The sequence below is a fragment of the Intestinimonas butyriciproducens genome (assembly GCF_016901775.1).
In the GTDB taxonomy this organism is placed as follows: Bacteria; Bacillota; Clostridia; order Oscillospirales; family Butyricicoccaceae; genus Pseudobutyricicoccus.
This window is the reverse complement of sequence record NZ_JACJKW010000002.1, coordinates 99,455-123,769: the sequence shown is the minus strand read 5'-3', so window position 1 is coordinate 123,769 and position 24,315 is coordinate 99,455. Positions and strand designations below refer to the sequence as shown.

At 54.9% G+C, this 24,315-nt stretch carries 23 protein-coding genes and 1 tRNA gene; 3 read left to right on the top strand and 21 right to left on the bottom strand.

Annotation, left to right across the window (positions count from 1 at the left end):
• Positions 1-9: 9 nt before the first annotated feature.
• The 11 genes from H6A25_RS01915 to H6A25_RS01865 form a co-directional block, all read right to left on the bottom strand.
• The gene (locus tag H6A25_RS01915; protein ID WP_204750324.1) at positions 10-405 is read right to left on the bottom strand and encodes a GPW/gp25 family protein; all 396 of its coding nucleotides are present in this window, start codon (positions 403-405) and stop codon (positions 10-12) included.
• A gap of 16 nt (positions 406-421) precedes the next feature.
• Positions 422-1,168, bottom strand: coding sequence for a phage baseplate assembly protein V (locus H6A25_RS01910; protein WP_204750323.1), 747 nt, complete (start codon positions 1,166-1,168; stop codon positions 422-424).
• Positions 1,169-1,183: 15 nt separating this feature from the next.
• The gene (locus H6A25_RS01905) at positions 1,184-2,284 is read right to left on the bottom strand and encodes a contractile injection system protein, VgrG/Pvc8 family (protein ID WP_204750322.1); all 1,101 of its coding nucleotides are present in this window, start codon (positions 2,282-2,284) and stop codon (positions 1,184-1,186) included.
• 33 nt (positions 2,285-2,317) lie between these two features.
• The gene (locus H6A25_RS01900) at positions 2,318-3,034 is read right to left on the bottom strand and encodes a hypothetical protein (protein WP_204750321.1); all 717 of its coding nucleotides are present in this window, start codon (positions 3,032-3,034) and stop codon (positions 2,318-2,320) included.
• 33 nt (positions 3,035-3,067) lie between these two features.
• The gene (locus H6A25_RS01895; RefSeq protein WP_204750320.1) at positions 3,068-3,796 is read right to left on the bottom strand and encodes a hypothetical protein; all 729 of its coding nucleotides are present in this window, start codon (positions 3,794-3,796) and stop codon (positions 3,068-3,070) included.
• Between the two features lie 2,571 nt (positions 3,797-6,367).
• A complete protein-coding gene (locus H6A25_RS01890; RefSeq protein WP_204750319.1) occupies positions 6,368-6,850 on the bottom strand; it encodes a phage tail protein in 483 nt (160 codons plus the stop codon).
• A 35-nt stretch (positions 6,851-6,885) separates the two neighbouring features.
• A complete protein-coding gene (locus H6A25_RS01885) occupies positions 6,886-7,059 on the bottom strand; it encodes a DUF6760 family protein (RefSeq protein ID WP_345941567.1) in 174 nt (57 codons plus the stop codon).
• Between the two features lie 14 nt (positions 7,060-7,073).
• Entirely contained in the window at positions 7,074-7,439 is a 366-nt protein-coding gene (locus H6A25_RS01880) for a phage tail assembly protein (protein ID WP_118426342.1), read from the bottom strand.
• Between the two features lie 100 nt (positions 7,440-7,539).
• Positions 7,540-7,962 carry a phage tail protein gene (locus H6A25_RS01875; RefSeq protein WP_118426341.1) on the bottom strand — a complete coding sequence of 141 codons (423 nt, stop codon included), beginning with the start codon at positions 7,960-7,962 and terminating at the stop codon, positions 7,540-7,542.
• Between the two features lie 43 nt (positions 7,963-8,005).
• Positions 8,006-9,718 (bottom strand): phage tail sheath family protein, encoded by a 1,713-nt coding sequence (locus H6A25_RS01870; protein WP_204750317.1) that lies wholly within the window; start codon positions 9,716-9,718, stop codon positions 8,006-8,008.
• 74 nt (positions 9,719-9,792) lie between these two features.
• Positions 9,793-10,689, bottom strand: a complete 897-nt coding sequence (locus H6A25_RS01865; protein ID WP_204750316.1) for a hypothetical protein — start codon at positions 10,687-10,689, stop codon at positions 9,793-9,795.
• 356 nt (positions 10,690-11,045) lie between these two features.
• Here H6A25_RS01865 and H6A25_RS13035 point away from each other — a divergent pair, with 356 nt between their 5' ends.
• Positions 11,046-12,968, top strand: coding sequence for a GHKL domain-containing protein (locus H6A25_RS13035; RefSeq protein ID WP_204750315.1), 1,923 nt, complete (start codon positions 11,046-11,048; stop codon positions 12,966-12,968).
• Between the two features lie 19 nt (positions 12,969-12,987).
• On the opposite strand, the gene H6A25_RS01855 is transcribed toward H6A25_RS13035, so the two are convergent.
• From H6A25_RS01855 to H6A25_RS01830, 6 genes are all read right to left on the bottom strand, one after another.
• Positions 12,988-13,713, bottom strand: coding sequence for a LytR/AlgR family response regulator transcription factor (locus H6A25_RS01855; RefSeq protein WP_204750314.1), 726 nt, complete (start codon positions 13,711-13,713; stop codon positions 12,988-12,990).
• 139 nt (positions 13,714-13,852) lie between these two features.
• Positions 13,853-14,050, bottom strand: a complete 198-nt coding sequence (locus H6A25_RS01850) for a PTS ascorbate transporter subunit IIC (protein WP_204750313.1) — start codon at positions 14,048-14,050, stop codon at positions 13,853-13,855.
• A gap of 3 nt (positions 14,051-14,053) precedes the next feature.
• Positions 14,054-15,079, bottom strand: a complete 1,026-nt coding sequence (locus H6A25_RS01845; RefSeq protein ID WP_204750312.1) for an SPFH domain-containing protein — start codon at positions 15,077-15,079, stop codon at positions 14,054-14,056.
• 56 nt (positions 15,080-15,135) lie between these two features.
• Entirely contained in the window at positions 15,136-15,798 is a 663-nt protein-coding gene (locus tag H6A25_RS01840; protein ID WP_204750311.1) for a hypothetical protein, read from the bottom strand.
• Positions 15,799-16,144: 346 nt separating this feature from the next.
• Positions 16,145-16,221: transfer RNA gene (locus H6A25_RS01835), tRNA-Val, on the bottom strand.
• A 249-nt stretch (positions 16,222-16,470) separates the two neighbouring features.
• Positions 16,471-17,607 (bottom strand): aldo/keto reductase, encoded by a 1,137-nt coding sequence (locus H6A25_RS01830; RefSeq protein ID WP_207750793.1) that lies wholly within the window; start codon positions 17,605-17,607, stop codon positions 16,471-16,473.
• Positions 17,608-17,834: 227 nt separating this feature from the next.
• Between H6A25_RS01830 and H6A25_RS01825 the strand changes: the two genes are divergently transcribed.
• On the top strand, positions 17,835-18,395 hold the full coding sequence (locus H6A25_RS01825; RefSeq protein ID WP_204750310.1) for a GNAT family N-acetyltransferase: 561 nt from the start codon (positions 17,835-17,837) through the stop codon (positions 18,393-18,395).
• A gap of 66 nt (positions 18,396-18,461) precedes the next feature.
• Here the strand turns inward: H6A25_RS01825 and H6A25_RS01820 are convergent, their stop codons facing one another.
• Positions 18,462-18,764 (bottom strand): hypothetical protein, encoded by a 303-nt coding sequence (locus H6A25_RS01820; RefSeq protein ID WP_204750309.1) that lies wholly within the window; start codon positions 18,762-18,764, stop codon positions 18,462-18,464.
• Positions 18,765-19,047: 283 nt separating this feature from the next.
• Between H6A25_RS01820 and H6A25_RS01815 the strand changes: the two genes are divergently transcribed.
• Complete coding sequence (locus tag H6A25_RS01815; RefSeq protein WP_118748075.1) at positions 19,048-19,233, top strand: Arc family DNA-binding protein; 186 nt, start codon at positions 19,048-19,050, stop codon at positions 19,231-19,233.
• Positions 19,234-19,304: 71 nt separating this feature from the next.
• Here H6A25_RS01815 and H6A25_RS01810 read toward each other — a convergent pair whose 3' ends face one another.
• From H6A25_RS01810 to H6A25_RS01800, 3 genes are all read right to left on the bottom strand, one after another.
• Positions 19,305-21,194, bottom strand: a complete 1,890-nt coding sequence (locus H6A25_RS01810) for a family 10 glycosylhydrolase (RefSeq protein WP_204750308.1) — start codon at positions 21,192-21,194, stop codon at positions 19,305-19,307.
• Positions 21,195-21,322: 128 nt separating this feature from the next.
• Positions 21,323-22,360 carry a threonine aldolase family protein gene (locus H6A25_RS01805; protein WP_204750357.1) on the bottom strand — a complete coding sequence of 346 codons (1,038 nt, stop codon included), beginning with the start codon at positions 22,358-22,360 and terminating at the stop codon, positions 21,323-21,325.
• Between the two features lie 18 nt (positions 22,361-22,378).
• Positions 22,379-24,307 (bottom strand): LTA synthase family protein, encoded by a 1,929-nt coding sequence (locus H6A25_RS01800; protein WP_204750307.1) that lies wholly within the window; start codon positions 24,305-24,307, stop codon positions 22,379-22,381.
• Positions 24,308-24,315: the final 8 nt, after the last annotated feature.

Sequence of the window (24,315 nt, the reverse complement as noted above, 5' to 3'; positions counted from 1 at the left end):
ATCTAAAAGTCATCTGTCCCCTTGGTTCAGCTCCATCTCCTGCCGCATCTGCTGGGGACGGATGGGGTCGATATCGGAGACATACTGAATGTCCACCGTCACCGCCGTCCGGTTTTCTGGAGACTGCATGACCCCCACATTGATTCCCTTGATGTGCTCTTCCCACCGCTTGATGCTCTGGGCCAGAGTCTGGGACATCTGATTGACCAGCACCAGATCCACATTCTGGAACATGAACTGGTTGAGCCCGGCGCCGAAGGCGGAACGCATTTTCCGCTCGCCCTGGTCGGTTTTCACAATGAGCCGGATGTCCTGGCGGACGCATTCCTCATCCTCCACCATCCGGATACGGCCTGTGGTTTCATCCACTTCCACCGGAAAAGCCCATCCTTGCAGCTGTGCCATCCTCTTTCCCTCCCTGTCAGTTGACTTTCACCATGGCGCCCTTCACATTGGTGACGCCACTGGCCTCCAGATTCAGCTGGCCGCTGGCCTTCACATTGACGGCGCTCTTGCCGCTGACATCCACCTGCTGGCCATCCAGCTTGATGTTTCCCGAAGCCTTGATGGTGATCTGATTGCCGCTGCCGTCCAGCTCGATGGAAGCGCCGCCGCATTTAAGCACCAGTTTGGTCTTGGCCTCCAGTGTTACGGTGCCGCCCCCGATGTCGATCTTCAGCAGATTGGTTCCATCCTTGTCGGTAAGGGCAATGGTCTTTTCCTTATCGTTCATGGAAAGGGCGCTTTCCCCTGCGGTTTTCAGCGTCAGACCGGGGGTTTCCTCTCCATCGTTCCATTCCAGCAGATGGCCCGTTTTGGATTTGATGGTGCGCAGCTGGTTTTTACCTTCCTCCACCTTGCCCGGGCCAGGGGCCTTGGTGTTATAGAGACTGCCCAGCACATAGGGGGAGGTGAAATCCCCGTCCACAAACCCCACCAGCACCTCGTCTCCCACTTCCGGCAGGAAAAGGGCGCCGTAGTCTTTGCCGGCCATGGGGGTCATCACCCGGATGTAATCGGTCTCCTGGAGGGAGTCGGTGCGGTTGAGCAGCCGGACTTTCACCCGGTTCTTTTTCTCCGGGTCCTTGATGTCGCTGACAATGCCCACCGTGATGCCGCAGAAAGCCTGGTCCTCATGCTCCTGAGCCAGCATTTCGAAGATGCTCATGTTTTCCCTCCCCTGCTACATCTTGTTTCCCGCAATGTGGACGGTGGTATCAAATCCATCCCGGTCCAGATGATGCACCACTTTGGTGATAAAATAGTCCCGGTTCAGGTCCTCATTGAAGCCTTTGAGGGTGATCATATGGCCGGGGAACAATATAGGGATTCCCGAAAGCTCAATGGTGCCTGTGAGAAATCCCATGGACATCTGATCCAGCAGGGCCTGGGCCCGGGCTTTGGACTCGGCCTCGGAACGCACCGAGCCGTCGGCCACCACCTTTTCCATGGCGGCGGTGATCAGCTTGGTGGCGTCGGCTCCCGCCTTTTTGCCCCCTCCCACCCCGGTGACGGCAGTGGCTTTGGATTCAAAGGGCTTGCTTGCGTCCTCTGTGTTGTGGTTGCGCACCGTCACCGATTTCACCTGATTGGCCAGAGTGACCTCCCGGCGGAACCGGCGAAGATTTTCTCCCGGCTCCACCGTCAGCAGGCTGTCGGTGAATTTCTTATAGCTGACGAAATACACCGTATCCTGCACCACATAAAAGAGGTAATTCAGCCGCTTGGCCAGGGAGACCACAAAATCATAATCGCTCTGGTTGTGCTGCTCGATGGGAGCCAGCACCTCTCCGCTCACTTCCACCTGCTTGCTTTTATAAAGGGAGGTGTAGTTTTTCAGCACATCGTTCACCGCTTCGGAGTATTTGGTGATGCCCTTTTTCTGCAGGGAACGATAGCTGTTCATCATAAACTGCTTGCAGTCCATGGCGGTGACGATCATAGCCACCCGATCCCCCTGGATATCGATTTCCTGGGAAGAGATGTAGCCCACAAACACCGATTGAGCGTTTTTGCTTTCTCCATAGCCCAGAAAAACCTCCAGCTTGGCCCCCAGCACCAGCTTGTCCAGCGAGGTGTCCATCTGAAGCTTCCCCTCTGCAAAGCGGGAATACTGGCCCACCACTTCCAGGGTACAGTCGCTGGCCTCCATGCCGGTGGACATATTCACCTGGATATGGGTATAGATCAGATGCTCTCCAGGAAGAGGAGAGCCGTTGACATGAAAATAAGCCACTGGCCGCTGGAAATTATTGAATTTCTGAGCCGCATCGTTGAGGGTCACAAGCTCTCCTCCTTTCGTTTTTCATCAAACCGGTCAGATCGGCAGAGACCGGAGAAATTTCCCCGCCTTTTCCACCAGGCCCAGCAGCTCTTGGGTGGAAGCACTCTGCTCCATGGGCTTTTCATTGGCCTTGGCCACCATGGACAGAGAAACTTCGGCCCCAAGAGGCGCTCCCTGATTGGAAAAATAGTTGAATACCGTTTGAAACTTGGTAATGATTCCCTGATAGGTCATATTGCCCCACACAAAAGCCACCGGCACCTGCTTGTGTGCCGCCTGCATCAGGGGGGTATAGCAGCACAAATCTTTATTGAACAGGCTCAGGTTGGTAAAGTCGGTCTTTTTTACCAAATTGCTTAAGGCATTTTCTGCCTGACCGATCTTATCGCCGCTGCCGATCAGGCTGGTGACGATGCTGCTGGCCGCCGATGCCAGGGCCTTGAACTCCACCCCGTCGGTTTTGGCGTTGTATTCTTCCACAATGTTGAAAATCAGGGTGATGTCCACCTGTTGTTCCCCAATGCCCCGTGGCAGAATCTTGCCGTCGGCGGCAGCGGTTTCCGGGGTCGTTTCATTTGCCACCCCTTCTTCCCGCTTCACCTGAGTACTGGCGCTCACTTTCAGGCTGGATGGGTTGAAAAGAACCGGATACGGCCCTTCCTGCTCCCATTCCCCATTGCTTTTTTGCTTTGTGGCGATGATGAACATGGCTTTATCCACCGCGCCGAACCGCCCGCCCAGTGCACACATAGGCCACACCCCCTTTTTCTTCTGAGTACATTTCTAGCGTCCGAATGTGCGGCGTTCTGTCCGCAGCCGCCGCTCCACCCGCTCCAGCACCTGAGCGGCCATACGGTTATAATTGAGATCCTGCAGCACCTGCTGAACGATGCGCTCTTCGGTCTCCTGACTGATGGCCCCGGGAACTTCCGGCCTGGGCTGGCTCTCCGGCGCCTGATGGGAATAGGCCGCGTTCATGGCCGACACATATCCAGCATCCACCGACTGGGCCCTCAGCACTTCTTCTCCGCTCTCTTCCTTCTCCTGGGGTACACTCTGCGGCCGGGCCGGCAAACGATAGACCACGCCCTGGCCCATACCTTTCGGTGCATCCTGGGATGAAACCGCCGGTCTGTCCGGCTGCGAAACCGGTGTTCCTTCGGAAAACTCCGGGAAAAAGGCGGTGTGCACCATGGTCTGAGATGTTGCATCCAGGCGGCCGGGAGACTGGCTATTTTCCAAAGACAGCAAAGCGGGAAGCCCCTGGCCTCGCCGGATCACCGGCGCTCCTTCTTTTTGCAGCGCAGATTTCTGTGTTTTTCCCTGGCCCAAAGCAAAGGCAAGATGCTCCGGCACGGGCCATCCGGAAGCAGTTTCCGCTTTTTCCTGCTCTCCCCTTTGTTCCGGCTGGGAGTCCAAAGAGGTACGGAACACCATATCCCACGACGCTTCCTCCTCCCAGGCCGTAGGAAGATCTCCATTGGGATGGGAAAGAAGATTGGAAGCTTCCAAAGAACCCGCAGAGCCCTTTCGGTTATTCCAGGCCTTTCCCCGCCAAGGACGGGAAAGCAGCTGCGTCCTCTTTACAGCCGGGGCCCCAGTCCCGTTGTCCCTCATCGGGGACGGAGGGGAAGCAGGGCCCATGGGAGCCACCCTTTCCAGGGCGGGAACAGTGGGAGAAAGAAAAGAGAAGGAAAACGGCTGGAAAAAGAAAGATTTCCCACTTTCTTCTGCCCTCCGGATGACAACGGTCTCCTCACTCCGGCCCATAGGCTCCCCATCCCAGGCCCAAGGCCGCGGGAAAGGGAGAATCAGGGGAACTTTCTGTTTCCGGAAAGCTTTTGAAGCGGCCGAAGGCAGTACCGCCCGCCCCGACGGGAAAAAGGATCTTTGGCGTCCTTTCTTCACCGGATGGGGATGAAAAGCGCCGGCCGGCAAAGCCGTGCGGTATATTGGTTCACGAACTCCGCTGCTGACCGGCTGCGGCCCCGCCAATGCACTTGAGCGGGACAATTCTCCCGTGGGCAGCGCTGTACGGTATATCGGCTCATGGGCTTCACCGCTGACCGGTTGCCGCCTTATGGAAGCACGGGGCCGGGCCAATTCTCCCGTGGACAGCGCTGTACGGTATATCGGCTCATGGGTTTCACTGCTGACCGGTTGCCGCCTTACGGAAGCACGGGGCCGGGCCAATTCTCCCGTGGACAGCGCTGTACGGTATATCGGCTCATGGGCTTCTTCGCTGCTTGTTCGCGCGGCTGGTGTCTGTTGATCTGTTTGTCCGGCAATCCAATGGACCAAAGGAGAACTCAGACCAGGCCTCCCCCGGGCCACAAAAGGGGCAGACCAAAAAAGGCCCGGGTAGGGTATTCTGCTGCTTATCCATGGGAGATCTGAATAATTATTCCTCTTCTGCTCCAGCGGCCAAGCCGTCTTTGACCAAAGATCACCTTCTTGGCCTGGCCCTTTCCCTACAGCATTCCTTCTGTTTTCCTGAATCTGGAATGCAGTCTGGGTCCTTCCGGCTTTTCCTCTGGCATCGGCCCATCCTGCGGGGGGATGATTTGGAGAAACGGGAGAATGGACTTCATGCTGTGAAACCGATTCTGCATTGGAACCGACCTCCCGGAAGGCCAGCGGCTTTGCCTTCCATCTTTGGTTTTTCTCACCGGGAAAAGCCCTCCCAACACCAAGGGAGGAATCCATTGAAAGCATCCCTTGGCCATGAAATCGCTCTTCTTTCCGGCCCCAAGCCGGCCCTTCGGAAGCTAGAATCAACGGCCCGGCAAGCGGCCTGTTGGTATGGGACATCCTCCCACGGAAAAACCACACATAAGAAGATGGAACAACAGAACGAGATAGCGGCATCCCCAAACCCCCTGGGGGTACAAACGGAGGAAAACTTCCCACTGTTTCAGGCATTCCCATCCTTGTTGAAGGGATTTGTGGCCGAAAAAGGAAGGAGGGATGGGAAATCGCCGGAAAAGTCCGAAGGACCGGCAGGCTTTTTTCCCCCGGTCTCTCTGTTTCTTTTCCATGTGTTTCCCGGTTTCCAACTGAAACCGGCCGGGCTATGCTCCCACTCTCCAACTGCGAAACAACGGTTACAGAACCTTGGGATACGCTTTCCGGTGTCCCCTGGAGAGGGAGTTGGCTCCGCTGCTCCCGGGAGTTTTCCCCTGTCACCGCTGAGCCCCGGCGTCCTGTTTCTCCCTCTTGGGATAAAACAGGCGCCTCAAGGGCATCTCCATTGGGGACAAGGGATCTGTTCTTTCCCCTCTTCTCCTGGCTGCGCCCTGTTTTCTCCTGGTCTGAAAAACGGGCCTCGCCCCGCCCATAGAGTCCATGGACGGTTTCCCGCCGGCGCAAGCCGCGAGGCGATGGAACCTGCTCCCGTACCATTTCCCCTTGCTCTTGTTTTTGCACCACGGTCAAGGGTTCCCGATGCAAAGACCGGGGCTTTTTTTCGGTCTCCGCCCCATTGGGGCCAGGAAGCTCAGAACGCAAAAAGGAGGAAGCCGGATGAGCAGAAGAAATCTGCGTTCCATAGGCCGGGACAGGTCTTCCCGGCAGCACGGTCTGGGTCAGCCGCGCTTCACTGAATTTGCCGTTTTTTTTTAATTGCTGGGTCAATTCCGAAAGAGCCCGCTGGAACTGGCCAGCCTGGAGCATCTCCCCTTCCACAGCCCGCCGGATCTGCTGGGCCTGGGAGCTCACCGAGCCCCGGGCAGTGGAAAGTGCCTGGTCCAGCTGACGGGTCAGCTGAAGCTGCAAATTGTGCTGTTGGCGGAGAAAGGTGTTGCTTTCATCGCAATATGCCCGCAGCTGCATCAAGAGATTGACCACCACCGGCTGTTGGGACACCGGAGGCTGTTCCGCCCCCTGCCCCTCCCGGGGGAGTACATAGGACAAAGATTCCAGGCACAGCGCCTCTCCCGTGATCCCTTTTTGCAGGATGGACTGGCAGAAAGCGGCATTGCTGCCAGGCAGAGTGAACTCTCCCAGCCCCCGGCCGATGGTGCCGGTTATCGGTTTGAATCCTCCCACGCCCATGTCCTTCCTCCTTTCCACCCTTCTTCTCCGCTAAAACAGAGAGGGAACAGGAATGTTTTTCAGCCCTTTGTGGGTGATGGTGAATGTTTCGATCAAAGGTTCCGAGCGGGTGGCGTCCAGATCGCTGACCTCCCACTCCACGACCCCCTGGGAAACAAAGGAATAAATTGCCTTGATGCTCTGGCTTTCATCCAGCACCAGGATCAGGCCCAGGGCATCTTTGGCCTCGATGGCCTGGCTGCCCACATATCCGGCCAGAAGACCGGTGATGCTCAGCTTGCGCATCTGATAGCCCCGCTTAAAAGTGAGCCGGTGAGGCTCGGTCTGGGGTTTGGGGATGCGGATGGGATAATCGTTACGGCCCCCTTCGCTGATGAAATCCACCGACTGGCTTCGTCCAATGCCCGAAACGCTCTGAAATCCCAGAGTCACTGCATTGAACAGCACAATAAACCGCACCGCCACAATGGGATCATACTGGCGGCTGCGGGTGATGAAAAAGGGCACCTGCATACGCTTCCTCCTTTCCCCAAAGCCCTCCGCTCCGGCTAAAATACATCAAAAATGTTTTTGCCCCGGGTTTCCTGGTTCATTTTGTCATTGATCCGGGAAACCTCCCGGCAAAACCGGAGCCGCTCCCTGTGTTCCATGTCCATCAGTTCGCCATAACTCCAGTGCAGATAGTAGCCCAAAAAAGCTATCTCCTCATAGATCCGGTCCAAGGGATAGCTTTTTGCTATTCCCCCAGCAGGGATACCTCCACCTTGAACTTTTCGCCGCAGTGGGGGCAGGTTGCTTCCACCCGAATGGGCTCCACCGCGTTGATCTGCTGGTAGAGGTTCTGAAGATAGGCCATATCGGAAGAGGGCAACTTTTCCACAATCCGGTTGTCAATGGCCGGCAGCGTGCCCAGCTTGGTGATGACCCGGGTCATGAGCACCACGCTGAGATAGGCCGGGTTCTGCTGGACTCTGGGATCCTTGAGCGGCAAAATCTCATCGGCCGCTGTGGCAAAACGCATGGTGCCCTCCCGGTGCACCGTGCCGTTTTCATCCATATAGCCCCGGGGCAAAGTGAAGGGGTATTCTGTTTGGTAAGCCATGTATGGCACCTCATTTCTTCGCTATGGTGACCTTGCCGAAAAAGAGAACATGCCGCCGTGTCCCCGTCCAAAAGGACAAGGACACGGCAGCGATGACGCATCACTCGGTACGGGTCAGGCCTTCGTGGGCCAGTTCGATGGTTTCAATGGCCACCTCAGAGGAGGTGCCGTTGAAGTCCGGGGCGGTGTATTTCACCGGCCAGGCGTTGATGCACCGCCAGGAAGCGGCAGGGGAACCCTCTTCGTCCAGGGCGGTGAGAGTCACTGTCTTTTTCTCGATGGTGCCTTCGGTGATATCGATGAGCCAATCATAAAGCACCATGGTCTCAGAAGAGCCCCATTTCAAAGTGATGTTGCCATATTTGATCAGGCCGGGCAGTTTTGTGGGGGTGATGGCAGGATCGTCCCCGGCCCGGTATTCCACCACATCGATGGTGGCGTCAAAACCGCTGACTTCGCTGAAGCTGCCGGCATCCAAGCCGTCGATCTCCAGACGGAATCGGAAATTACGATAGGGAAGCACTTGCTGTTCAACTCCTTATATAAAAATCGTGAGAGCCTTTTTCTTATTCGCCGGTCTTCTGGGTCAGGCGGAAGATGACAAATTCCGCAGGCTTGACAGGGGCCACGCCGATGACGCACACCAGGCGTCCGTTGTCGATGTCGTCCTGGGTCATGGTGTTGGTGCCGATGTTGACAAAGAAGGCGTCGGCGGCGGTAGAGCCAGCCAGAGCGCCGCTCTTCCACACACCCTCCAGGAACACTTCGATGGTGCGGCGGACACGGATCCACAGCAGCTCGTCGTTGGGCTCAAAGACCACCCAGTTGGTGTTGGCCTTGATGGACTCCTCCAGGAAGATGAACAAACGCCGCACGTTCACATACTTCCACTGGGGTTTGGAGCTGGCCGTGCGGGCGCCCCACACCCGGATGCCCTGGCCGGGGAAAGACCGGATCAGGTTGACGCCGTTGGGGTTGAGCATATCCTGCTCGGCGGTGTTGTAGGCTACCGACAGACCGGTGCAGTTCATCACCGTCTCGTTAGCGGGGGCTTTGTGGATGCCCCGGCTGTTGTCGCTGCGGGCATAGATGCCCATCACCGAACCGGAGGGCGGGATATAAGTGTTTCTCTTGTCCAGGGGATCATAGACCTCCAGCCAGGGATGATACATGGCGCAGTAGTCGCTGTCCACGATGTTCCGGTGCTTCATGATCTCATCCACGCTCTTGGCTTCTTTGGGCATATCCAGCACAGCAAAACGGCTGCCCAGGTTTTCGCAATGGGCCACCAGGGACAGCTGCACATTGGGAGAAGTGATGCCGGGCACGGCCATGATGGACACATCGCTGTTGTCCAGGAAAGCCTGAATGCCGGTGCGCTCGCCGGGGCCCTTGTCCACGCCGATGAAATCGCCGTCGGACAAAGCAGCCGCTGTGCCGTTGAGGCCGCCGGACAGCTGGAGACGGACTTCTGCCTTCTGGCAACCTGTCCACTCTTGCACCAGCTCAATGGGAGCCTTGGCCTCTTCCACGGCCTGGGCGGTCACATTGACCAGCTCGGATTTGGAGAGCATCTTTTCGATGAAATAGGGGGTGGTGATGTTAAAAGACACATTCTCATAGGTCTCCGCCATATCCTCGCAGCGGATCTCCATGTTCATTTCACAGGTTTTGATGGTCACCTGAGGCAGCAGAGCCTGATCCACCACCTGGGCGCTCTGGAAGGGAGCTGCCAGAGTGATGTTCTTGCCCTCCACCTGGGCCACCAGGCCGTATTCCACTCCGTCGGGGCCCTCCAGGGCCACCACATCGCCTGCATGGAACTCTTCCACGCTCTTCAGGGCGTATTTGCCCTCTCCCAGATCTTCCATGATCTGGCTTTTGGCCTTGTTGGCCGGAACCATGGTGATGATGACCCGATTGCCCCATGCACCGGGGTTCTTGGCTTCAAAACGCAGGCCTTCGCCGCAGGACAGGCCGGCCACTGCCGCATCGGAAGGGGCCACGCGCATTACAAAAGCCCGGGCACCTCCATTGGCGAAAAAGTGGCTGACAGCATGGGCCAGGTAGCGATATTCGCCGAATTCGCTCTTCTGCAGATAGCCGCCGAATTTCCGGTGAAAATCGGAAATTCCGGTGACAAACACCGGAGCGCCGGACACGGGGCCTTTTTCGGCAAGGCCCACAAAACCGGCCGTGCTGGTGCTCACCCCCTGCATGGGAGCCGGGCCGCTGTCAAATTCCTCCACATAGACACCGGGAGACAAATATTCTGCCATACGCTTTCGATCCTCGAGCGATAAGGCCGCAACCAGCCCGGCCCGGGATCTTTCCACTCCTTTCTATCTGGTGTTCATGGTGTTTCGCTCTTTGGGAATTCCGCCTGTTCCTCCCGCTTCTCTGCTTCTTCCTCCAGGGAAATCTCTTCCCCCAGACTTTCCGAATCCAGTCCCAGAGCCTGGGCCTGCATAGCCAGCCATTTTTTCCGGATAAAAAGCTGATAGTCGTCGGTTTGGCGGTTCTCCCCGGCTTTCTGCAAAGCCCGGGAGAAAGTTTTTTGGAACTCTTTTTGCTTTTGCCTCTTGCGGGAGATCAGGGTCCCCACACCGGAGGCAGCGCTGTGAATGCTGCTGCGCCGGACATCGCTGCGGTGCTCCAGCATTTGCAGCTGGTGCAGGCGGACTCGCTCCTCTTCCACGCCGTAAAAGGGGAGCACCCGATCCATGGTGGTCTCCCTGCCTTCCCGACGGGACATGGTTCCCATCCGGTCCATCACCGCCTTGGGCGCCCGGGCTGCTTCACACCGCAGGCCCATCGCTCCTTGGGAAAAGGTCTCGTCGTTGCTGCGGAACCGGTCCTGACCGTGGATGGTACGCACTCTTGCCTTGTTTTCCAACACTTCCCGCCCCTGGGAGTCATTGCTGTGCCGGACAAAACCCAGCACCACATCCCGTTTTTTCGGGTCATAGCCCACCTCGGCCCGTCCGGTGGTGAGATCCACCTGACCGGAAAGCTGGGGCAGTTCCTCACGGGAAGCACAGCAGGAGGGCTTGACACTTTGCAGCCGGGGATCTTTTCCCTCTGCCGGTTTCAGGCGGATGCTTTCGGCAGTCTCCAGATCCAGCCCCTGCAAATAAGTGCTGGAATGTTTGGTCGTGGCAGCGCTGAGGGTGATATGATCCCCTGCAGCCTTGCTCCATTTGGGCCGCAGCGGCTTTTTTCCAGGCGCTGTCTGTTCCTTGGAAAGCACCTTCCCTCATCCCCTCCTTCCGGCCGGGCCGCAGTCTTCCCGACCCCATCCAGCCGCGGCAGAGAGAATATACACAGAAAAGCCCTCGGGCTTTTTCTGCCCCAAGACCGCTGCTCAGATGCCATATTTTCATGATGAGAATAGCATAAAATCTTGTCGAATAGTGACTTTTGGCACAAACGACAGTCATCTGGCACAAACAACATGACAACGGCTTCTCAGTCGCTTGTGTCTGGAAACAAACTCCTGTATGATAGAAATAGTGTCAAATCCCCATAAAACACGGTGCTTATCGTAAAATAAAACAGGATACCTTTTCGGTATCCTTTCTCAGCTCATGAATGGAGGTGCGGGCTGTGCTTTCCAAAGAGAAATGGAAGAGATTTCTCCATGACAAAAAATGGTTTTTGCTGACTTTGATCCCAGCGGCTGCACTGCTGTGGTGCTGCTTTGTTTATATTGATATGACCCAGACTCCCTTGAAAAGTCTGGACATCAGCCCTGCCTCCGATCCGGCCTCCTGGCGCTTCACCCTGGCCGACGGCACAGAGGTTTCTCCCCAAGGTGACAACTTGCTTCTTCCTCCGGATACCATCCTCTATTGCAGCCGGGATCTATCCCATCTGGAGCTTTCACTCACCTCGACAGCCATCCTTACGATGAATCGTTTCGGCTGTGATGCTGCCGTCTTGTCCGATGGAAAGCTTTTGGCTGACCCCTCCCTGCGGTATCATCCCGCGGAAGGGCGTTTTGACCCTGGCAGTCAGCCCGCCATGTACAGCGATATCGTCACCTTAGGCTCTGCGTCAGAGCTGACTTTGGCATTGTCCTATCCCGAAGGAATGGCTTCCATTTACCAGCTTCCCTCCCTGGCGCTGTACTCCGACCTCACATCGTATCAAAGCCAGGCTATGGCTGCCACTGCCCAGGATGCTTTGCCGGCAGGCGTGCTTTTGGCGGCAGCGTTATTTTTAGCCGGGCTTTTTTTCTTCCAGCTCTATCACAACAAAGCGGATATTAGTTTGCTGCTCCTTTCTCTTCTGGCTTTATCCTTTGGCTTGGAGCGCACTGTCTCCTACGGCGCCTATGGGATCTGGTTCCTTCAAAGTCCTCTGGTGCTGGTAGGGCTGCAGATGCTCCCTCTGGCGCTCAGTTTGTGGGCACTTTGGTACCATCTGGCAGGAAGAGTCCGGAAATGGGGGGTTCTTTTGCCATCCCTTGGCTCTTTGAGCATGATCATCGGGCTGGTGTGGCGGCTCATCGACAACCAGGGCGGTGCTGCGTGGACCAATCTGCTCCTGAGCCGTCTGCTTCCTCTGGCCCTGCTCGTCTCTCTGCTGCTTTGCGCCCACCAAGCCCGCCGGGGCATCGCCTATTACCGACACTATTTTCTGCTGGGCGGCGTTCTTCTCCTTCTTTTTGTCCTTTGTATCCTTTTTTCCCTGGCCGGAGATGGCTTTTTGTGGTCCTATGTCTGCTCTCTGTGGGAAGATACCCGGATGCTCCACAGCTTCTTCTTCCTGACCCGGCTGGCAAACCATCTTTTGCTGCTGATCTTTTTCCTGCTGGCCGTATATGATTTCGTACAAAGCATCGTGCGCCGGAACAGTGAATTGCAGCTTTTGACAGTGCAGAATCGTTACGCCTTGGAACATGCCGCCTATCTGCGCCGTTCCCTGGACGAAACCTATGCCATGCGCCATGAGATTCTTCACCATATGAATGCTCTGTCCGCCCTTTGCCAGGAAGGAGATCTCCAGAGAGCATATCAATATGTGGAACATTTCACCGGCCAGATCCGCCGTGCACCCGGCCGGTATACCGACCATCCCCTCATCAACGCCCTGGTGTCCTATTGTCAGCTGCAAGCCCAAAAATTGAACGCCTCCTTCCAGGCTTCGGTACAGGTGCCCCAGCACATCGGCATTGTCGATGCCGACCTGGCCGTGCTTCTGTCCAACATGATCGACAACGCTCTCCATGCCGTGGCATCCCTGCCTGATCCCCAAAAACGCAGCATCCAGCTGAAAGTGGAGATCTTTGAAAACGCCGGCCTTTTCGTCAGCTGCACCAATAGTTTTTCCGGTGGTCTCCAGCGGAATGAACAGGGTGATTTCCTGTCTCCCCGGCGCCGGGAGGGCCACGGCCAGGGCATCAAAGCCATGCGCCGGGTAGCTGAAGAATATAACAGTGTCCTCATTATAGAGACCCAGGAAAATCTGTTCCATGTAAAGTCTTATCTTTATTTCAAAAAAGACGCATCCCGGGCAAATGGATAAAAAAACAGGCCATTTCTTCTCAATAAGAAGAAATGGCCTGTTCCACATACTGCACAACGGCTTTTTGTACTTTATAACGATACTGCCGGCCCAGAGGGATGGTATCGCCGCTATGAAGCAGGATCTGACTGGTGCTCACCCGCACCTCCCGCACCTGGCCCAGGTTGACCAGATACCCTTTGTGGCAGCGGACAAATTTTTCCGCCCCCAGCTTTTGCTGGACCTGGAGCAATGTGGCCCGCAAACGCAAAGATTCTTCTTTATCCGCCAGTTGAATGAGCACATAATGTCCCACAGCCTCGGCATAAAGGATCTGCTGGAGCCGAAGGATTTTCATTCCCCCTGTGGTTTCCAGCAAAACGGTCTCCAACCGGGGCAGCACCCGGCCAATGGCCTGGTCCAAGGTATCCTTCTCCACCGGTTTGAGCAAATAGTCATCGGCTTTGACCTTGTAGCCATCAATAGCATAATCCCGGCTGACGGTGATATAGATCAGTTTGCCCCGATACCCTCTTTGCCGCAAAGCCTGGGCCAACTGGATGCCGTTGCGTTCTTCCATCAGGATATCCAGCAAAAACAGATCGTACTGGTTCTGCACCTGCTGCAGCTTGTCCAACAAACTTTCCGGATCAAAAAACAGATCCACCCGGGCTTCGATCTCCCGCTGAGCCATGATCTCCCGGGCCATGCGGCTGATAAGATGTGCTTCTTCCTGATTGTCATCGCAAACCGCAATATGATACATCTTATCACCGTCCTCCACCCGTTTCTGTTTTCCAGTATTTTCTTTTCAGAACGGGGCGTTTACACTATCAATTATTGTACCGATTTTGCAAAACGATGTCAAGAAAAAGGACGGGAAGCCAAGTGCTCCCGTCCTTTGTTTACAGATCCAGTTTTGGAGGTTCATCCAGTTTTTCCGGCACATATTTGCCATTCTTTTTCCGCTGGCGGACACATTCGGTGAGAAGATACTCGATCTGTCCGTTCACCGAGCGGAAATCCTCCTCGGCCCAGGCGGCAATGGCGGCATAGAGCTTGGGAGACAGACGCAGGGGAACCTGTTTTTTCTCTTCGGCCATGGCTTAATACAAACTGCCGGAATTGACCACCGGCTGGGCATCCCGGTTGCCGCAGAGCACCACCAGGAGGTTGGAAACCATAGCGGCTTTCCGTTCCTCATCCAGCTGCACCACATGGTTTTCTCCCAGCCGTTCCAGAGCCATTTCCACCATACCCACTGCCCCATCCACGATCATCTTCCGGGCGTCGATAATGGCGCTGGCCTGCTGACGCTGAAGCATCACAGCGGCGATCTCCGGCGCATAGGCCAGATAGGTGATCCGGGCCTCAATGACTTCCAGCCCGGCGTCAGACACCTTGCTCTGGATCTCCTCCTTGATGCGCTGGGCCACCACTTCGCTGGAGCCCCGCAGGCTGCCCTCATCGGCTACACCATCGCCGGTGGTATCCACTCCCGGCGCCACATCATAAGGATAGATCCGCACGATGTTCCGCAGAGCACTGTCACACTGGAGAGACAGATATTCCTTGTAATTGTCCACATTGAATACCGCTTTGGCCGTATCGGTGACCCGCCACATCACGGCGATGCCGATTTCCACCGGATTGCCCAGACAATCATTGATCTTCTGCCGGTTGTTGTTCAGCGTCATGATTTTCAGAGAAACCTTTTTCCCGGCAGCTTCTGCACCGGCCGCGGCCACGGCTGCAGCGGCCAGAGCGCCGCTGCTTTGACCATCCACATCCCCGCTCTGCTTCAGCCGGGTCTTAGCTGCCGGATTCACCCCGGTGCAGAAGGGGTTTACATAATAAAATCCTTCGCCCCGCAATGTACCAACATATTTGCCGAACAGAGTGAGCACCAATGCCTCCTGAGGCTTGATGACCTTCAGGCCGCAAAGGAAGATCCACCCCAGGCAGAGCCACGCAATGGAAACAGCCAACACCAGGCCCCCTGCCAGCTCCTGTCCTGATTCTGTCCAAAAGGCTCCCAGGATACACAGTGCAATGGCCGCCACATAGCTCAGCAGCACTAAAAGCAGCACCGGCATCCCTTTTCTGCATTTTTTCAGGATCTTTTCTTCCACGAAAAACACCCTCTCTCTTTATGATATCAAAATAATATCATAATCAAATCAGGCTGTCAAGCATGGAAGCGCGCCTTCACGGCCTGACCGATGGCGGCCGAGGTGGCTGTGTGCAGAAGCGAAGACGGCAGGGAAAGTTCATAGGCCGGTTTGTTCCCATAAGGAATGTGATGAGGGATCAGGCGGGCTGGAATCTCCTCTGCAAAATCCAAAAGAGCAAACTCTCTGGTAGCCATGGAAACGGCAAGGAACAGGGATTTTTCCCGCTGCATTTTCAAATATTTGTTGTCCCGCAGATGCATTTTGTGGCTTCTGGCCCAAAAGCCGGTATAATCGTTCATCAGCTCCAGCTTTCGGCGATATCCTTCACAGCTAATGGAGAAATCGCTGGAGGAGGAAGTTTTCACATTGCGCAACACCTTCCGGCCCTGGTCGGCCCCATCCAGACTGGCGTCCAGACCGGCAGCCCAGAATACCCGAAGGAACACATCCTCCACCAGCCAGGAGGCCACCAGGTCCTGGCCGTATTTCAGAGGGCTGCGTTGATCGGCCTGGTGGGTACAGGAACAGAGATTGTCATAAGTCTCTGAAAACTGCTCCCGCAGCTTTTGCAGATCTCCCTCCAGAATACAGATGTTGTCCTCTGCGTACCCATATCGCCGGGCCAGCTGAGACAGCGGCATCCTGAAAAACTCCGTGGCTCCGGAAAAAGCGCCCATCTCATTTCCTCCTTTATTTTTAAAGATATTCCTATCATAGCAAATATGGGGAAAACTGTCGAATTTTTCTTTTTACATCGGCCGCAAAAAACAAACTTGTTCCCCGGTTACTAACGCATTACTAACAAATCAAAAAAGCCCTTGGGCGCCATGGCCCAAGGGCTTTCTGCAAACAAGGCGGCAAACCAAAGGAGAGTCTTTCCCCTGCCCCAAAGGCCCTTCACCGGCCTTCTGGCCGGCGGCGCCAGTGCGCCGAAGCCCCGCAGGGGAAATTCATTTTCCCCTGCGGTATCCAAAATCTCCCGGAAACCATAAAAAAGACACGCCCTAAGGCGTGTCTTTTTTATGGTGGACGCTAAGGGACTTGAACCCCTGACCCCCTGCACGTCAAGCAGGTGCTCTAGCCAGCTGAGCTAAGCGTCCGGGTCAATCAGCTTTTTTATTATACAAGCCATGTGTTATTTTGTCAATAGGTTTTTTCGCTTTTCTCCCCTTTTTTCTTTTTACTCTTCTCTTTACTCTTCTCTGGGCAGATTAGCCCATGCCTGATCCCCTTTGTGCTTCTTCTCCTGTTTCTCGCCGTTCTTTGGATGGGGCAAAACAAAAGAAAGAAATGAAAGAAAGCCTCTTGCGGCATCGCCGCAAGAGGCTTTCTTTGTTTATATGTACCTTTTAGCCCTTCAGCTTTTTGTACAGGGCCTTTACATCCTCCATGCGGGTGGGGATGTCGATGGACTGGGGACACTGAGAGCAGCACTGGCGGCAAGCTACACAGTGATGAGCCTGTTTGCTGTCTCCCAGGGCTTCGTAATCAGCCAGGAACTGAGCCTTGTTCTCGGTGACACAGTACTGGTTGTAGATCTTGAAGACGGCGGGGATGTCCACTCCGGCCGGGCAATCCATGCAGTAGCGGCAGCCGGTGCAGGGCACGGTCTTGCTCTGCTTATACACATCGGCCACCTTGAACAAAAGCTCTCTTTCGCTTTCGGTGAGGGGCTTGAAATCGTCCACAGTGGCCACATTGTCCTGCATATGCTCCATGGTGGTCATGCCGCTGAGCACCACCAGCACATTGGGCAGGCTGGCAGCAAAACGCAGGGCCCAGGAAGCGGGGGTGGCATTGGGATCGGCCTTTTTCAGCATCTCGATGCCTTCGGGGCACAGAGTATGCAGAGCGCCGCCGCGCACAGGCTCCATCACCACAACGGGCAGGCCGTGCTCTTCCAGGATCTCATACTGCCGCTTGGCATTCTGCATATCCCAGTCATAGTAGTTCAGCTGGATCTGGGCAAAATCCCAGTCATAAGCGTTTACGATCTCTTCCAGCATTTCGATGGTGCCGTGGAAGGAAAAGCCCAGATGCTTGATGCGGCCGGCTTCCTTTTCCTTCTGGAGTGTCTCGAAGATGTGGTTCTTCTTGATGATCTCCAGGCGGTCATGGTTGAGAGCATGGCACAGGTAATAGTCAAAATACTCCACCTGGCACTTATTCAGCTGCTCCTCAAAATATTTCAGGGTATCCTCCGGCTTTTCCACCAGCCAGACCGGCATTTTGCTGGCCAGATGGAAGCTCTCCCGGGGATATTTCTTCATGGCCTCGCCCACAAACAGCTCGCTTTTGCCCTCGTGATAGGGATAGGCGGTGTCAAAATAGTTGATCCCGTGGGAATAGGCATAGTCGATCATCTCCTGGGCCTTTTCCTTGTCGATGTCGGATTTCTCCGGATCGATCTTGGGCAGACGCATCAGGCCAAAGCCCAGCAGGGAAACCTTATCATCGGTGTCTTTATAATTCCGCATGGCAATCATCTGAGGTTCCTCCTTTTTCACAGGCGGGATTCATCCCGCATTTTTCTTATCTTTATTGTAACGCCTGGAGTGGGGTGGAAGTCAACATTTTTTTGCTTTTCCTTGACAATTTCTTTGGGCAGATTGTAAAATGAAGTAAAGTACAGAAAATTTTTTGTAACAATTTTGTGTTTAGCAAAATCACATTATTCTTTTATTACTTTCCCAGTGCAAAGGAGGTCTTTTCCATGACAATACAGCCCCTGGAAACCCCTCGTCTCCGTCTTGTTCCCTCTTCTTTGGCCCTGGCCCCAATGGTGACCGCCCATTTCATCAAAAACCGTGAGCATCTCCGTCCCACCTCCCCTCTGCGGCCGGAGGAATTTTTCACCCTTTCCCGCCAGACCGAAGGGCTGATGGAGGATGTGCGCCAGCAGGAAGCAGGCGCCAGCGTACGGTTTTGGCTTTTTCCCAAGGAAGCGCCTCAGACCATCGCCGGCATGGTGCATCTCAGCCAGATCAGCCGGGGCGTGTTCCTCTCCTGCTTTCTGGGCTACCATATGGACCAGGATTTCCTGCGGCAAGGGTTTATGACCGAAGCAGTGGCGGCGGCGGTGGACTATGCCTTTGGCCCCTTGGGTCTCCACCGGGTGGAAGCCAATGTGATGCCCCGGAACCTCCCCTCCCTGGCCCTTCTGCGCAAGCTGGGTTTTGAAGAAGAGGGCCTGGCCCGGGACTATCTGAAAATCTGCGGCCAATGGGAGGATCACCTCCATATGGCCAAGCGAAATACCGGAATGAGCGAATAAAAAAGAAGCCCCAAAGGGCTTCTTTTTTTATTTCTTAACCCATTCTTTTCCGATGCTATCCAAATTTCATTGCATTGTTCCGTAATTTTTTCTCAATTCCTCGTTGCCTAAATTGATCATTGTCAAGCCCTGTTTGACTGCTTTTTCATAAGTTTTTACAGCTCCACCCCAACGATGGGTCACATAACACAATGCGTAAGCTGCATGATTCACCATATATTGATTTCTTGCTAAAATAGCCGCTTTGAAATGGTATTTTTCAAATCCTTCCGGATATAGAATCTCATCAAAATAGACAAACTCTGGAATGCGAAAAGTCAAATATGGAATGATTAGATCACAACGAATGTTTTTTCGATATTTTTTCAACTCCTATACGGCCCGAGCACACATCCAATCAAATCTTCCCATACCACCACATAAAAAATCCGTTATTCCCCAATTGATCAGCCGCTCCAACTCTTTTTCTATTTGTTGCAAAGACACACCGTAACATTCTCCATGGCCAATGAATACACATGTCTTTTCCCGCATCGGTCACATCCTCCTTTCAAATCCAGAGTTATTATAACTCCATATCAACTCTATTTTCGTATTTTATCAAATAATGAGTCTAAAATAAAGTCATATCAACTTTACAGGAGGAACAAGCATGGTGAACCGGGAGAAGGAAAAGCACTTCGGCCTGCGGGTAAATGGCGATATCCTGGCAAAATTCCGGTATGTCTGTTCTTATGAAGGCCGCTCTGCAAACAGTCAAATCATTCAGTTAATGCTGAAATTCATTGCTGATTATGAAAAAGAACACGGAAAAATCGACCTTTCCGATCTTCAATAAGCCAATTTAAGCACATTTTTCCTTTTCGAAACACAAAAAAGAAGCCCCAAAAGGGCTTCTTTTTTGCGTTTTTATGCCAGGGTACCGTCGGGATTGTGGGCCACCGAGGCTTCCAGAATGTTGCCATAGGCCCAGTGGCTTTCGTTCACATCCTGGAAGGGATTCCGGGAGATCAGCTCTGCCAGATGCCCTTCTGCCGGGATGCGGCCCAGAGCGCCGTTGATCATCTTCACCGCTTCGGCTCTTGTCACCGGCTGATCGGGACGGAAGGTGCCGTCCTCATAGCCTGCCACAAAGCCCTTTCCTGCGCCAAAAGCCACCGCCTGATAGGCCCAGTGGGTTTCCGGCACATCGGTAAAAGAGACGCTGCCTGTCTCACCGGGGAAGTAGGCCGCCAGAATCTTCATCAGTTCGGCCCGGGTCACCGGCTGATCGGGACGGAAAGTGCCGTCCTCATAGCCCCCTACAATGTTGTATTTCTGGGCAAAACCCACATAGGAAGCATACCAGCTGTCCTCTGCCACATCGGAAAAGGAAACCGGATAGCTCTCACCTTCCTGATAAAGGGCCTGGCCGTTTTCGTCCACCGTCAGCCGGGCCAGCATGGCCACCGCCTCGGCCCGGCTGAGGGAATCCCCCGGCCGGAACAGACCCTCGGCCCCCTGAATATAGGCGCCGTGGTCTGTTTGATTGAGCATGGGTTTTACGGTCTCTTCCGGCTCCTCCGGAGTGGCCGGTTCTTCCGGCACATCCGGCTGAGCGTATTCCTTCTGATACAGCGCCACGATCTCCGGATTCTGCACCATCAGCTGATAGCGGAAATGCACTTCACCGGACACCTGGGGAATGGTCTTGTTAAGGGCCAGCATATCCTCCAGGGCCTTGACGCCATACCAGAGAGAAGAGGGATCGCTGTTGCCCGCCTGATAATCGGCCATGCCCACATACAGACGCACATCGGTGCCGTCCACCACATCGGCCCACCAGCGGACCAGGGTGTCATAATCGGCGGCCTTGTGGCCGATGTACCAATAGATCTGAGGGCAGATGTAATCGATGTATTCTTCCTTCACCCATTTGCGGCTGTCGGCATAGGCATTGAAATAGGTCTCATTGCCATTGGTAGCCGAACCTTCGGGGTGGCTGCCCTGGTTGGCCCATACGCCGGCCGGACTGATGCCATAGGACAAGCTGGGATCGATGGCATGGAGACGCTCTCCCAGTTCCTTCACCAGCTGGTTTACATTGTCTCTTCTCCAATCTCCCAGATCGGAAAAGTCTCCGCCGTACTGCTGGAACGCTGCGGCATCGTCAAAGTCCTGACCGGGATAGAAATAATCGTCCATGTGCAGCCCGTCAATGTCATAGTTCCGGGCCAGCTCCTCGGCCCCCTTGATCACCAGTTCCCGCACCTCCGGAAGGCCAGGATTCAGATAGTAGTTCCCCTCGTGCTGCACCAGCCATTCCGGGTGCTGCTTGGCCGGAGAAGAAGACGACAGGCTCTGGTACTCGCTGTCGCCGCTTTTGGTCACCCGGAAGGGGTTGATCCAGGCATGGAGTTCCAGCCCCAGTGCATGGGCCTGCTCCACCCAATAGGCCAGGGGGTCAAAATCCCCCTGGGGAGCCTGGTCCTGGCTGCCTGTGAGATAACGACTCCAGGGAAAGATCTCCGAAGGATACAGCGCATCACAGGAAGGACGCACCTGAAGGATGACTGCATTCATTCCCATATCCACACAGCCCTGCAAAATGGAGTCGGCCTGGCTTTTCAAAACGGCCGGATCGGTGGTGGCGCTGGTGGGATAGTCCAGGTTATACACCGTGGACACCCACACCGCCTTCATATCCTCCCGGGCGGGATTCTGGCTTTTTTCGGTTTTCACGCCGGCGCCGCAGGCCCCCATCAGCAGGATGACCCCTGCCAACAGCCCGGCCCACAGCCTTTTTCGCAAATGTTTCATATCTTTCTCCCATCTTATGTTGTTTTGTTCTGTTTTCCGGCAAAAAGCCGGAGACCGGCTGCGTCATGGGCGACCAAAGCCATTATAACACAACCGGTCCCCTGTTTTTAGTGGTATCTTCTGCCTGCTTACAAAGCTGCCACATCGGCAGCCAAGGCCTGGGCGTGTTCCAGGGGCGTGGCCCAGCTGGTGCAGAAACGCACAGCGTGGTGGGTTTCATCCACCTTTCCGAAATCGGCAAAGGCATATTTTTCACCCAGTTTTTTCATCACGCTCTCGGGCAAAATGGGGAATTGCTGGTTTGTGGGCGAGTCGCAGAAGAAGGAGAAACCCTTGTCCGCAAAAGCTTTGCGGATGATGGCAGCGGCTTCATTGGCCCGCTTCCCCATCTCCTCATAAAGCCCGTCTTCCATCATGGTCTCAAACTGAACGCCCAACAGCCGTCCCTTGGCCAGAAGTCCGCCCTTCTGCTTGATGAAATAGCGGAAATCCTCCTTGAGGGCCGGAGCGGCGATCACCAGGGCCTCCCCAAAGAGCGCCCCTACTTTGGTGCCGCCGATATAAAAGGCATCGCACAGACGGGCCAGGTCGGCCATGGTCACATCGGTGCCGGGAGCGGTGATGCCATACCCCAATCTTGCCCCGTCCACATAGAGAAACAGGTTCTTTTCCCGGCACAGGGAGCTGATGGCTTCCAGTTCAGCCTTGGTGTACAGTGTTCCCAGCTCTGTGGGATGGGAGATATACACCATCTTGGGCTGCACCATATGCTCCTGGGTTTCATCGTTATAATGATCCTCCACCAGCTTGCGCACCTGTCCGGCGGTGAGTTTTCCCTCTTTGCAGCCGGGGATGGCCAGCACCTTGTGGCCGGTGGCCTCGATGGCGCCGCTTTCATGCACATTCACATGGCCGGTCTCGGCGGCGATCACCCCCTGATGGGGCCGCAGAGCCGCAGAGATCACCGTCAGATTGGTCTGGGTTCCCCCCACCAGAAAGTGGACATCCACATCCTCGCGGCCGCATTTTCCCCGGATAAGCTGGGCAGCCCGCTGGCAGTGGGGATCTTCCCCATATCCCGCCGTCTGCTCCATGTTGGTCTCCATCAAATGCTCCATCACCCGGGGATGGGCTCCTTCGGAATAGTCACAGTTGAAACGGATCATCATTCCTCTCTCCTTTTCCTAATCCTCTTCTTTTTTATAGAAATGTTTGCGCCAATAATATTGGGCATTCCGATCATCTGCCACCAGATCCCTGTCCTCCAGATCCAGCTGTTCTTCCACCTTCCCGTCCTTCATATAAAGGCCGCTGGAATGGATCACCGGAACGCTTTCCATCACTGTATCGGTCATCTGCATAAAGGCAGGACCTTCCCAGCCGCATTCCTCAAAGAGCAGATTCATCAGGAAGTAGGGGCCGATGTCCGGGCCTTCCCCGGAAAAATCGTTGTCCAGCGCTTCTTTTGCCGCGTCATTGGCCCAGATGAGATACCGGGTGGAATAGTAATTCAAAAATCCTTCCTGGGTGGACAGATCCATATTGATGCCCAGGGCGTCATAGACCTCCCCGTCATCCCCCAGCCAGGGATTGTGATCCCCAAAGAGCACGATGACCACCGGCTCTTCTTCCTCCCGGAAGTAATCAAAGAAGGCCGCCAGGTTCTGATTGGTGTTCCAGACAGAACCCAGATAGTTTTCCAGAATGCACTGCTGGCTGTCGGTGAGCTTGCCATCGCTGTTATCAATAAAGGTATCCTTGGGGCTCCACCAATATTGTTCGCTGTCATAGGGGCCATGGCCCTGGTAGCTCACATTGAAGGAAAAATAGGGTTTGCCGGTTTCCTGGTTTTCTTCATAGAACCGGATGATCTCCGGGAAAAGCACCTCGTCCATGGCCACTTCTCCGCCGGTGAACTGCTCATAATAATTTTCCACAAAGTAATAGTTTTCAAACCCCAGGTACCGGTTGATATTTTCCCGGTTATAGAACCACTGGAAACAGGGGTGGCTGCCCTCCACCGTATAGCCCTCATCCCGGAAGTACCAAGGGTAGGCATTGGTGTCGGTGCGGAAATTGCTCAGCTGGCTGTAGCCGGTGAGGAAGCACCGCTCGGTGTCCACCGTGCCCCCGGCGAAGATATTGGTCACAAGGTTTCCGGAAATGCCTTCCTGCTCCAGCTTGTGGTATTCCTCATAGGCGTCATAGGCCAGATTCACTTCTTCAAACTTGCTGAAATCGTTGTAGGCCTCCAACATGATGGAGATCACATTGACCTTTTCGTCCTCGGGGATGTGGGCGTCCTCATAATCTTCCATGAGGGCCGCGGCGGTATCCTCGTCGTAGCCCTCGGGCGGACGATCAATGGCGTCGGTAATGCTGTGGAGGAAGGGATAGACAAAGCCTCTGGAAATATAGATCTGGGTGTCCGACCAGGGGCTGATGAGTTCCGAGTTGTCGGTGGCTGTATCGTAGCTGTACAAATTGTCGTCGGTATATTTTCCGCTGACCAGAAAGGCGATGATGAGCACGGCCAAAGCACCCCCTGTGCGCACCAGGGGATGGGGCTTGCCCCGCAGGAAGAAGAAAAACAGCACCGTCACCGCCAGCACTCCGGCCAGGGTCCACCACATTCCGGCGGTGGGAATGATCTCATACTGCCCTGCCATGTTCCCGGCTTCCCGCACCAGAAGCACATCGGCAAACAGCAATGGATCGTTGCGCAAAGCCAGTTTGAACCAGTTGACAAAGGTGCCGCCCAGAATGACAACACTCTGGAGCAAAAAGGCCAGCCAGGCCCGTCCCAAAAGGAAATACAGCAGCGCTCCCAGCAAAAGCACCGGAAGCACATTGAGAAGGACGATGAGAGGAAACTCAAAATAGCTTTCAAACATCTCCCCGCCGTATTCCGAGGCGGCAAAAGCCAGGCTGATCACAGCCACCCCAAAGGTGGCGGCCGTATAAATCAGGCCGGTATACACCCAAAAAAGTACTTTTTTCCAGGTGCTCCAGCCTTCCGGCGGTTTTTTCTGAAAAACGAACCAGCTTTTCCAGCCAGTAACAGGAGTATCCTTGGCTTTCTGAGCCGGACGCACAATGCTGAATAATTTCATGAGGGAAG

What these genes read in the sequence shown, in the direction of transcription:
- H6A25_RS01825 (WP_204750310.1), top strand. Translation starts at nt 17,835, where the DNA reads ATGACAATACAGCCCCTGGAAACCCCTCGTCTCCGTCTTGTTCCCTCT.
- H6A25_RS01805 (WP_204750357.1), bottom strand. Translation starts at nt 22,360, where the DNA reads ATGATCCGTTTCAACTGTGACTATTCCGAAGGAGCCCATCCCCGGGTG.
- H6A25_RS01870 (WP_204750317.1), bottom strand. Translation starts at nt 9,718, where the DNA reads ATGGCAGAATATTTGTCTCCCGGTGTCTATGTGGAGGAATTTGACAGC.
- H6A25_RS01830 (WP_207750793.1), bottom strand. Translation starts at nt 17,607, where the DNA reads ATGATTGCCATGCGGAATTATAAAGACACCGATGATAAGGTTTCCCTG.
- H6A25_RS01800 (WP_204750307.1), bottom strand. Translation starts at nt 24,307, where the DNA reads ATGAAATTATTCAGCATTGTGCGTCCGGCTCAGAAAGCCAAGGATACT.
- H6A25_RS01810 (WP_204750308.1), bottom strand. Translation starts at nt 21,194, where the DNA reads ATGAAACATTTGCGAAAAAGGCTGTGGGCCGGGCTGTTGGCAGGGGTC.
- H6A25_RS01840 (WP_204750311.1), bottom strand. Translation starts at nt 15,798, where the DNA reads ATGGGCGCTTTTTCCGGAGCCACGGAGTTTTTCAGGATGCCGCTGTCT.
- H6A25_RS01855 (WP_204750314.1), bottom strand. Translation starts at nt 13,713, where the DNA reads ATGTATCATATTGCGGTTTGCGATGACAATCAGGAAGAAGCACATCTT.
- H6A25_RS01910 (WP_204750323.1), bottom strand. Translation starts at nt 1,168, where the DNA reads ATGAGCATCTTCGAAATGCTGGCTCAGGAGCATGAGGACCAGGCTTTC.
- H6A25_RS01850 (WP_204750313.1), bottom strand. Translation starts at nt 14,050, where the DNA reads ATGGCCGAAGAGAAAAAACAGGTTCCCCTGCGTCTGTCTCCCAAGCTC.
- H6A25_RS01880 (WP_118426342.1), bottom strand. Translation starts at nt 7,439, where the DNA reads ATGGCTTACCAAACAGAATACCCCTTCACTTTGCCCCGGGGCTATATG.
- H6A25_RS01915 (WP_204750324.1), bottom strand. Translation starts at nt 405, where the DNA reads ATGGCACAGCTGCAAGGATGGGCTTTTCCGGTGGAAGTGGATGAAACC.
- H6A25_RS01815 (WP_118748075.1), top strand. Translation starts at nt 19,048, where the DNA reads ATGGTGAACCGGGAGAAGGAAAAGCACTTCGGCCTGCGGGTAAATGGC.
- H6A25_RS01890 (WP_204750319.1), bottom strand. Translation starts at nt 6,850, where the DNA reads ATGCAGGTGCCCTTTTTCATCACCCGCAGCCGCCAGTATGATCCCATT.
- H6A25_RS01900 (WP_204750321.1), bottom strand. Translation starts at nt 3,034, where the DNA reads ATGTGTGCACTGGGCGGGCGGTTCGGCGCGGTGGATAAAGCCATGTTC.